8 protein-coding genes are annotated in these 9,806 nt (G+C 63.2%); 6 read left to right on the top strand and 2 right to left on the bottom strand.

Annotated features, from left to right (window positions below):
• Positions 1-181: 181 nt before the first annotated feature.
• From AB4136_RS09170 to AB4136_RS09155, 4 genes are all read left to right on the top strand, one after another.
• Positions 182-619: a hypothetical protein gene (locus tag AB4136_RS09170; protein WP_441931099.1), complete on the top strand. Its 438-nt coding sequence runs from the start codon at positions 182-184 to the stop codon at positions 617-619.
• Positions 616-1,569 carry a phage protease gene (locus tag AB4136_RS09165; RefSeq protein WP_137901465.1) on the top strand — a complete coding sequence of 318 codons (954 nt, stop codon included), beginning with the start codon at positions 616-618 and terminating at the stop codon, positions 1,567-1,569. Before AB4136_RS09170 ends, AB4136_RS09165 begins: the two co-directional genes overlap by 4 nt.
• Positions 1,569-2,456 carry a Mu-like prophage major head subunit gpT family protein gene (locus AB4136_RS09160; protein ID WP_441931097.1) on the top strand — a complete coding sequence of 296 codons (888 nt, stop codon included), beginning with the start codon at positions 1,569-1,571 and terminating at the stop codon, positions 2,454-2,456. Before AB4136_RS09165 ends, AB4136_RS09160 begins: the two co-directional genes overlap by 1 nt.
• 133 nt (positions 2,457-2,589) lie before the next feature.
• Positions 2,590-5,046 (top strand): phage tail tape measure protein, encoded by a 2,457-nt coding sequence (locus AB4136_RS09155; protein ID WP_137901467.1) that lies wholly within the window; start codon positions 2,590-2,592, stop codon positions 5,044-5,046.
• 460 nt (positions 5,047-5,506) lie between these two features.
• Here AB4136_RS09155 and AB4136_RS09150 read toward each other — a convergent pair whose 3' ends face one another.
• Positions 5,507-5,836 (bottom strand): GlpM family protein, encoded by a 330-nt coding sequence (locus AB4136_RS09150; RefSeq protein WP_024926293.1) that lies wholly within the window; start codon positions 5,834-5,836, stop codon positions 5,507-5,509.
• Between the two features lie 29 nt (positions 5,837-5,865).
• On the bottom strand, positions 5,866-7,179 hold the full coding sequence (gene glyA / locus AB4136_RS09145; RefSeq protein WP_024926292.1) for a serine hydroxymethyltransferase: 1,314 nt from the start codon (positions 7,177-7,179) through the stop codon (positions 5,866-5,868).
• Positions 7,180-7,389: 210 nt separating this feature from the next.
• Here glyA and AB4136_RS09140 point away from each other — a divergent pair, with 210 nt between their 5' ends.
• Both AB4136_RS09140 and AB4136_RS09135 read left to right on the top strand, forming a co-directional pair.
• The gene (locus AB4136_RS09140) at positions 7,390-7,938 is read left to right on the top strand and encodes a dihydrofolate reductase family protein (protein ID WP_137900572.1); all 549 of its coding nucleotides are present in this window, start codon (positions 7,390-7,392) and stop codon (positions 7,936-7,938) included.
• Between the two features lie 336 nt (positions 7,939-8,274).
• A complete protein-coding gene (locus tag AB4136_RS09135; protein WP_441931093.1) occupies positions 8,275-9,804 on the top strand; it encodes an ABC-F family ATP-binding cassette domain-containing protein in 1,530 nt (509 codons plus the stop codon).
• Positions 9,805-9,806: the final 2 nt, after the last annotated feature.

The raw sequence follows: 9,806 nt of genomic DNA, 5'->3' as shown, positions 1-9,806 counted from the left end.
TTGCGCTAGCTTACGCTTCGCGCCGAGCAGGAAGCGGTCCTTCGGGACTTGGGATGGCAATTCCGGCCTCCCCGGCGTTCATGCCTCCCTCTTGGACGGGCATGAGATTGCAGCGCCAACCTGCTAGATTGTGGTTGCGCTTGGTTCTTCCCCTCTCCTTCGAAGCGCCCTCAAGAGCAGCATGCCCGCTGACGCGGGCATGCTGCTTTGTGCGTTGCACTGCCATCGTCATAGCTCGATGGCACAAGGCGACACCGTGCGACGCGACTACTCATTCGACGAAGAAACTGACGACAATTACGGGACCAGCGGCACGCAGCTTCTGGCACTGATCGGCGAAGAGAGTGCTGTACGCCTTGCTGAGCATTTTGGCGGCATAAGGCTGTTCGTTCCTTCCGGCGAGAAGGCCACCGCCAKAATGGGTGAGAAGATCGGCCAGGAAGCGGCGGAGACACTGAGCCGCGAGTTCCCGAAAATGTACATTCGAGTGCCGCTCTATCGCGAATTGCGAGCGCTTCACTACAGGCGTCAAAGGCTCTCCCTCTCGAAGATCGCGCGACGGCTCGGAATAGCTGAAACCAGCGTCKACAAGATGTTGCGGAGGCTTAAGCAGAAATGACGCTCGCAGCCACAACCCTGCAGCGTCTTTCCGCGTTGGCTGGTGATGGCAATCCGCAATGGGTGCAATTGCTGCCTGCCGGAACCTCACACGGCAAGGATGGTCGCGGCCCGTTCCGCGTCGTCAATGCTGACGCTGTCATCGCCACTTCCATCAAGCTCGCCGCCAACACGGGCGGCATGCTGCCGGTTGACTACAACCATTCCACCGATCTCGCCGCGCCCGAGGGCAAGCCGTCGCCCGCTGCTGGCTGGGTGATGCGCATGGAAAACCGCAGTGGCGAGGTCTGGGGCCTTGTTGAGTGGACACCGAAAGGTCTGCTGGCGGTCCGCAACCGGGAATACCGGTTCCTCTCTCCCGTGATCATGCGCACGCCAGACGGCGAGGTGCGGTCAGTCGCCCGGGCGGCTGTGACCAACGACCCCAACTTGACGATGGCGGCTCTGAACGCCGCGAAGAAGGAAGCGACGATGGAGACCGACACACTGCTTGCGGAATTGCGTACAGCCCTTGGATTGCAAGGCACTGCCGACGGCGCGGCAATCCTTGAGGCGGTGAAGAAGCTGCTCACCGACAACAACGCCGCCGACCCGACGAAGTTCGTGCCGTTCGAGACGTTCGCCGCGACGGTGGCGGAACTCAACCGGGTCAACTCCGGCATCTCGGAAGCCGCCGCGAAAAACGCGGTCGAAAAGGAAATCGAGAACGGCACGATCTTGCCGTTCATGCGCGATTGGGCCGTGCAACTGTGCACCGCGAACAAGCCGGCATTCGACGGCTTCGTTGCTCGCATGGCGCGGCCCATGAAGTCGCTGTTCGAAAGCACGTTGGCCGGGCGCTCGCCGTTCGATGACATTAGCCGCAACAGCGATGACGACAACGAGATTAGCCGAAATCTCGGCCTGAGTGCCGATGACGTGGCCAAGTACGGCTCGAAAGGAAAGAACTGATGCGCGTCGATCCAGCCAGCCTGAAAGGGCTCTTTGACGGGTTCAACACAGCCTTCAACAAGGGGCTGAAAGAAGCCGTCAGCCACTATGCCACCGTGGCCATGAAAGTGCCGTCCACGACCGCTGCCAACAATTACGCCTGGCTAGCCGATCTACCCGGCATCCGCGAATGGATCGGTGACCGGCACGTGCATGGGTTGATGGCCTCCAAGTACACCGTGGAGAACCGCTTGTTCGAACAGACGCTTGGTGTGAGGCGCACCCAGATCGAGGATGACCAGTATGGTATCTTCGGCCCGCTGTTCGAAAAGATGGGAGCCGACACGGCCCGCCATCCCGACACGCTCATCTTCAGCCTTCTGGCGCAAGGCTTTGGTACGGTTTGCTATGACGGTCAGAACTTCTTCGACACCGACCATCCGGTTGGTGCCGACAACGTGGCCAGCGTATCGAACATGCAGGCTGGAGCCGGCCCGGCGTGGTATCTGCTCGACTGCTCGCAGCCGATCAAACCGCTGATCTGGCAGGAACGAACGGCGTTCGAGTTCGCGGCGCTGACCGACAAGACCGATGAAAACGTCTTCTGGCGCGACCAGTATATCTACGGCGTTCGCGGGCGCTCGAACTCTGGCTTCGGCCTTTGGCAGTTGGCCTATGCCTCCAAGGCCGRCCTCACAAAGGTGAACTACGAAGCCGCGCGCAAGGCCATGGCCGAACTGAAGAAGGACAACGGCAAGCCGCTTGGCGTGTCGGGTACGCACCTTGTTGTGCCTCCCGCGCTTGAAGGCGATGGACGCCGCTTGCTCAAAGCCGTGTTGGAGGCGGGCGCAACCAACGAATGGGCGGGTTCCGCCGAACTGATCGTCACGCCGCACCTCGTCGGCTGACGGTAGGCGATGGCTGCGGAGCCGTCGCCACTGCCGCAGCCATCGTCATGCGACCCGGTAGCTGAGAGACTGGATGATCTCCAACAGGGTGTGAAGCAGCTACCGGGTCGTACCTTTTGGGAAGGGAGTGAACATGTCCAACAGGTCGATGGCATTGGATGTGATGGTGCGGCTGCGGGATCATTTGTCCGGGCCGCTGAAATCGCTCAGAAACAACCTGAACAATCTGGTCGGCTTTGCCCGCAAGATCAGCATTTTGGGTGCTGCGGTGGCTGGCATCTCCTTCATGGGGCCGATCAAGGAAGCGGCGGCTTTCCAGCAAAAGTTGCTCGATATCGCAGGCACCGCCGAATTGACGGGCAATGCGGCGTTCGCCTTCACCAAACAGGCGCAAGGCCGGTTCGAAGGGCTGGCGCTCCAGATCGGACAGTTCTCGGATACCGTTGCCGATGGCGTGGGGCAGATGATCGCGGCAGGTGTGAACCAGAAGCTGATCGACCTGACCATCGTAGACATTGGCCGCGCCACCACGGCGGCGAATGCCCAGTTCTCCGATATGGCATCGGTCGGCACTGCTATGCTGAACAATCTGAAGCTGCCAGCCGACCAGATGCGCGACAGTCTTGGCGCGCTGGTCGTGGCTGGCAAGCTCGGATCGTTCGAACTGAAGGATATGGCCGCGACGTTCCCGAACCTCACCAGCGGCGTTGCCAAGTTCGGCGTGAAAGGGCGCGAGGCGGTAAACTTCCTCGCATCCGCCTTGCAGATAGCCCGCAAGGGTACGGCGGACCCCAGCTCGGCCGCGAACAATCTATCGAACTTCCTCGACAAGGCGCTAGCCCCGTTGACGAAGAAGAACTTTGCGAAACACGGCGTCGATATCGAAGCCGTGATGATGGATGCCGCCGCCAAGGGCCTGAACCCGATCGAGGCGGTTGTGCAGAAGATCGGCAAGCTCACCGGGGTCAACGAAAACCAGATCGCCACCTTCATGAAGAAGGCCAAACAGGGCGGGCTGGAAGGGGCGGACGCGCTGGGCTACGTGCGCGAACAACTGGAAGCCATCGGCGCTGCCGGGAAGATCGGTGAGTTGTTCCAGGACAAACAGGTGCTCGACTTCCTCGTGCCGTTCCTTGCCAACATCGAGGAGTACAAGGATATCAAGGCCAAGGTCGCAGCCGCGACCGGCGCGATCACCGACGAAGACTTCAAGACCCAGATGGCAGGCATCAACCGGGAGCTTACGCAGTTCCAAGAGGTTGGCGTGCAGGCGGTTCGCTTTGTCGGCATGGCCTTCGCGCAGTGGCTGCCGACGATCAACGAATGGTCGATGGCGGCTTTGAACTGGCTTCGAGACATGGACAAATCGTCCGGTGGCATGGCCAGCAAGTTCCTGACCTTTGCAGGCGCTGGGCTAGGGTTGACGGCTGCGCTTGGCGCACTTGGCTTCGTCTTGCCCATTGTCGGGGCCGGGCTCGCCGTGATCGGCGCGCTGATCGGCGTTATCCTCTCTCCGATCGGGCTGTTGGTCGCCGCCCTTGCTGGCGGGGCGGCGTTCATCTGGAAGAACTGGGGCCAGTTCGGCCCGCGCCTGTTGCGGCTGTGGGATCAGGCCAAGCAAGGGTTCCGCGCTTTCGCTTCCGATGTCGCGGATCGCGGGCGGCGCATTGTCGATGCAGGCCGCGACATGATCGGCCGCTATGGGCCGATGGTACGGCAAGGGTTCGAACGTGCTTGGCAGGGCGCGCAGTTCGCCGGGAGCGCCTTCCTTGATGGGCTGCGGTCTCAGTTCTCGGGCATAGGCGAAAGCTGGGGCGGGCTGATCACGCAACTGCGCCGCGGCGTCGGCACTCTGGGCGAGATCGGCGGCGACCTGGTGCAGATCGGAAAGAACCTGTTCGGCGGCATCGGCATCGACTGGGGCGCGATCTTCGGCAAGGGCTTCGAAGGCGCTGGCCAGTTGTTCGGCAAGGGCGTTGGGGTCATCGTGGGTGGCCTTGGCGATCTCGCTTCAGCCATCAACTCGGTGCTTGAGGCGGTTCGGCAGATTACCGGCGCGCTCGCCAGCGGTCAGCCGATACCTTGGGAGAACATCATGCCCAAGGATGTCGTGGCCGCCTTCAATGCGGTGAAGAACGTGATAGCCGATGTGAAGGGCGCAATCATCGACTTCGCCGCGTGGCTGTCATCGTTCAAGCTGCCGTCTATCAACCTCAATCCGTTTGGCGGTGGAGCCGCGCGGCCCGGCGACGTGCTGCCGAACGGGACACCCGCTGGCGACCCGAACAAGATCGGTCGCAGCGGTATGCCGGAAGATCGCGAACGGGCGCTTGAGGACGCGTTGAAGCCGCCTGTTGTCCGCCCGCCAGCGGTGCGTCAGTCCAACGGCGAAAAGCAGTCTTCGTTCTCGCCTGTGACAGCCAGCAAGTTCGCCTCTTTGCAGCCTGCATATCGTCCGCCTGCCGCTCGCCTCGATGGCAACGTGGGTGTGACAGTCAGGGTGGAAGGGCCGGGCAAAGTCGTAGCGGCGACTTCAGACAATCCGGCTATCGTGCCAGCCAATAGCGGGCGCATGGTTGGGCGTGTGTAGGGGAGCGCCATGAGCGACGATGCAATCAATATTGACCATCTTTCCTCTCGTGCTTCAACGAACTCAGCATGGTTGGAGCGGCGGCAATGCAGATGATTAAAGAGGGCGCGCTAGGCCCTCTCAACTGAGCCGTGAAGGGTCTTTGAGGGCCACTTAAAGGCTATTCTTGCCACGCGTTTTGCTCTAAAACCGCGCGACAAACTTTCTAAAACCGCGCTACACGCTACACCCGTGAGGGCGATGGGCCGATTGTGGCGTGTGCCGCGAGGGCGTGGATAAATCCGCGCGCGGTTTCTTGCGCAGTTTTTGGCAAGGGATTGATGGGACACCGTTCTTTCTTTCGACCTGCGTCTTCCTCCACGCATCCAATCCACATCTTGCACCGCGCCGACGATGTCGGCCGCGGTTTGGAACCAGCGCCGAAACAGAGCGATTCAATCCAGCCGTCACCTGTTCCGGCTCAGAAATAGCGGGGCGCAAGGAAGATCGCGAGCGCGGCGACAAGCCAGACGACGAGGCCGCCGAGCACCGCCAGCCGGTAGTCGAGCGGATCGATCAGGAAATAGCAGGCGCCGAGAAAGGCGAGATAGGCAGGGATGGTCTTGGCGCCGGCCAGACAGGCCTCGCGAAACCCGTCGGCGCCGCCCTTGGCACCGACGGCGAGCAGCGCGATGACGGCGAAGGTCGGCGCCAGCGGCAGGATGCCCGGCAACACATTGCCGCGCTTCGAGGCCCAGACGATCAGCGCCGTCACCAGCCCGCCGACAACACCCTTCCACAGGATATCCATCGGCGGGGTACCTTCTTTAAAACAACGGCTTAGCCGAGATAGGGATAGAGCGGGAAGCGGTCGGTGAGCGACACCACCTTGGCCTTCACCGCGGCCTCGACAGCGGCATTGCCCTCGTCGGAATTGGCCACCTTCAATCCGTCCAGCACTTCGGCGATCAGCTTGCCAATCTCGCGGAATTCGGCCTGGCCGAAGCCGCGTGTCGTGCCGGCCGGCGTGCCGAGGCGTACGCCCGAAGTGACGAACGGCTTCTCTGGGTCGAACGGGATGCCGTTCTTGTTGCAGGTGATGTTGGCGCGGCCGAGCGCTGCCTCGGCGCGCTTGCCGGTGGCGTTCTTGGGACGCAGATCGACCAGCATCAAATGGTTGTCGGTGCCGTTCGAGACGATGTCGAGGCCGGTTTCCTTCAGGCTTTCGGCCAGCGCCTTGGCGTTGGCGACGACATTCTGGGCATAGAGCTTGAAGTCAGGCTTCAGCGCCTCGCCGAAGGCCACCGCCTTGGCGGCGATGACGTGCATCAGCGGGCCGCCCTGCAGGCCGGGGAACACCGCCGAATTGACCTTCTTGGCGATGTCCTCGTCATTGGTCAGGATCATGCCGCCACGCGGGCCACGCAGCGACTTGTGCGTGGTGGTGGTGACGACATGGGCATGCGGCAGCGGCGACGGGTGCTGGCCGCCGGCGACGAGGCCGGCGATGTGGGCCATGTCGACCATCAGATAGGCGCCGATCGAATCGGCGATCTCGCGGAAGCGCTTCCAGTCCCAGACGCGCGAATAGGCGGTGCCGCCGGCCAGGATGAGCTTCGGCTTGTGCTGCTGGGCGAGCTTTTCGATCTCGTCCATGTCGAGCAGATGGTCGTCCTTGCGCACACCGTAGGAGACGACCTTGAACCACTTGCCGGACATATTGACCGGCGAGCCGTGGGTGAGATGGCCGCCGGAATTGAGGTCGAGGCCCATGAAGGTGTCGCCCGGCTGCAGCAGCGCCAGGAACACGGCCTGGTTCATCTGGGAACCGGAATTCGGCTGGACGTTGGCGAAGTTGCAGGAAAACAGCTTCTTGGCGCGCTCGATGGCGAGCTCTTCGGCGACGTCGACGAACTGGCAGCCGCCATAGTAGCGCTTGCCCGGATAACCCTCGGCATATTTGTTGGTCATGATCGAGCCCTGCGCCTCCAGAACGGCGCGCGAGACGATGTTTTCCGAGGCGATCAGCTCGATCTCGTGGCGCTGGCGACCGAGCTCGTTGCGGATCGAGCCGAAGATCTCCGGATCGACCTCCGCGAGCGGAGTTCCAAAGAAGGATTCGAGGGAGTTCGAAACGGCCGCTGCTGTTGCCATGCGCTGGGATCCTTGCTGTCAGGAAGTCACGGCGCCATTAACACAGTTGTATGCGCCCCGCCACGTTTGCGCTGCGAAATCCTCTGGCCGGATCGCGTCGTTTTTCGCAAACGCGCGGCCTCGCGAAATTAGCCGGCGCCAGCGGCACGGGATTCCACTTGCCATCCTTGCGATCCGATTGCAAAATGCAATCGGATTGAGGAGGAAATCATGGCCACGACGATCTTTGCCAGTTCGATGTCGCTCGACGGCTATATCGCCGCGCCGTCGGGCGAGCTGGTGTTGCCGGTGCCGGAAGCGCCGCTGCACCGGCACTTCAACCGGCTGATGGAAGCGACCGCCGTCGCCGTCTATGGCCGCAGGCTCTATGAGCTGATGCACTACTGGGACACGGACGACAACGCCTGGCCGCCGGAAGCGTGGGAGTTCGCGCAGGCCTGGCGCGACACGCCGAAAGTCGTCTGCTCGACGACGCTGCGCGAGGTCGGCCTCAACGCGCGGCTGGTCAGCGTCGACGCCGCCGGAACCCTGAAGCGCCTGAAGGCCGAGACCGATGGTCTTATCCTCGTCGGCGGCGCCGAATTCGCCGCCAGCATGGCCAGCCATGGCCTGATCGACGAATACCATCTTTATCTGCAGCCGGTGGTGCTGGGCGAAGGCAAGCCGTTTTTCGCCGGCGGCAAGGCGATGACGCTGCGGCCGCTCGGCCAGGAACTGTTGCCGCAAGGTGTCGTGCTTGCACGTTACGCGCTGGCCTGACCGCCGCCGCTTGCGTGGAGACGCGACGACGTCTATCTATTTCGCGCAACCGTCGAGAAAGAAAGGAGGGCTGCGTGACCGGATTTAATCATCCCAGGTTTAATCACCATCGTCAGTGCGGCCCGAATCCGGCCCTGCAGATGCGTTTGCAGGGCTGACCGCAGGACGATCGCCTCGCAGCATCTCTTTCTGGTCTGCCCCAAGGGGTAGCGCGACGCCGGCCAAGCCGCGTTCGCGTTTCGTCAAAACACCGAGCCAACGCAGTTCCGGCATGAAACGCCAGGCATAAGACATGCCCGGCCGCCGGCGCGGCTCGCGACAGACCAGAGAACGACCATGGCATTGATCAATCTGAAGGCACTCGGCGTCACGCTTGGCGCGCGCCTGTTTTCCAATCTCGACCTCTCGGTGGAGGCCGGCGACCGCGTCGGCATCGTCGCCGCCAACGGCAGGGGCAAGTCGACGCTGCTGCGCGTCATCGCAGGCGCGCTGGAACCCGGCGAAGGCGATATCACCCGCGCCCGCGGGCTCACCATCGGCCATGTCGAGCAGGACATCGCACCCGGCCTGCTCGCCCTTCCCTTTCACGAAGTGGTGCGACAGGCACTGCCGGCCGAACAGGCGGAGAGCGAAAGCTGGCGCGCCGACGTGGTGCTGGAGACCTTCGAGGTGCCGCAGGACTTGCGCGAGCGCCCGCTCGGCGCGCTGAGCGGCGGCTGGCAGCGGCTCGCGCTTTTGGCGCGCGTCTGGGTCAACGATCCCGACGCGCTTCTGCTCGACGAGCCGACCAACCATCTCGACCTCGCCCGCATCMGCTGGCTGGAAGACTGGCTGCGCGACCTGCCGCAGAGCATCCCGCTGATCGTCGCCAGCCACGACCGCGCCTTCCTCGACGCCGTCACCAACCGCACGCTATTCCTGCGCGCCGAGGCGAGCCAGGTCTTCGCCCTGCCCTATTCGCGGGCCCGCGTCGCGCTGGACGAGATCGACGCCTCGCAGGAACGGCAGTTCCAGCGCGACATGAAGGTTGCCCAGCAATTGCGCCGGCAGGCGGCCAAGCTCAACAATATCGGCATCAACTCCGGCAGTGATCTCCTGGTCATCAAGACCAAGCAGTTGAAGGACCGTGCGGAACGGCTGGAGGATGCCGCCCGCCCCGCCCATCAGGAGCGTTCGGCCGGCGCCATCCGGCTCGCCAATCGCGGCACCCACGCCAAGCAGCTGGTGACGCTGGACGACGCCGAGGTGCGCACACCGGACGGCGCGCTGCTGTTCAAGACCGGCAAGCGCTGGATCTGCCAGGGCGACCGCATCGTATTGCTCGGCCGCAACGGCTCCGGCAAATCGCGACTGGTCGGCCTGGTGCGCGACGCGATTGCCGGCGTGGGCAGCGCTCAAGCCGGCATCCGCGCCACGCCGTCGCTGGCGCTCGGCCATGTCGACCAGGCGCTGTCCGACCTTGCCGACAGCGATACGCCCATGGCCGCCGTCGGGCGTCGTTTCGAGTTCGGCGACCCGCGTCTCAGGGCGCTGCTGGCCGGCGCCGGCATCGGCATCGACATGCAGGAGCGACCGATCGGCCGGCTGTCGGGCGGGCAGAAGGCGCGGCTGGCGATGCTGGTGCTCAGGCTCACCAATCCCAACTTCTACCTGCTCGACGAGCCGACCAACCATCTCGACATCGACGGCCAGGAAGCGTTGGAGAACGAACTGATGGTGCAGGAGGCGAGCTGCCTGCTGGTCTCGCACGACCGCAGTTTCGTGCGCGGCGTCGGCAATCGATTCTGGCAGATCGAGAACCGCAAGCTGATCGAGGTCGAGGGGCCGGAAGACTTCTTCGCCGCCGCCTCCGAAGACGGCCGCTGAGC

The sequence above is a fragment of the Mesorhizobium sp. 2RAF21 genome (assembly GCF_052115345.1).
In the GTDB taxonomy this organism is placed as follows: Bacteria; Pseudomonadota; Alphaproteobacteria; order Rhizobiales; family Rhizobiaceae; genus Mesorhizobium; species Mesorhizobium terrae.
The sequence above is the reverse complement of the archived record's forward strand: the minus strand, read 5'-3'. Positions and strand labels throughout refer to the sequence as shown.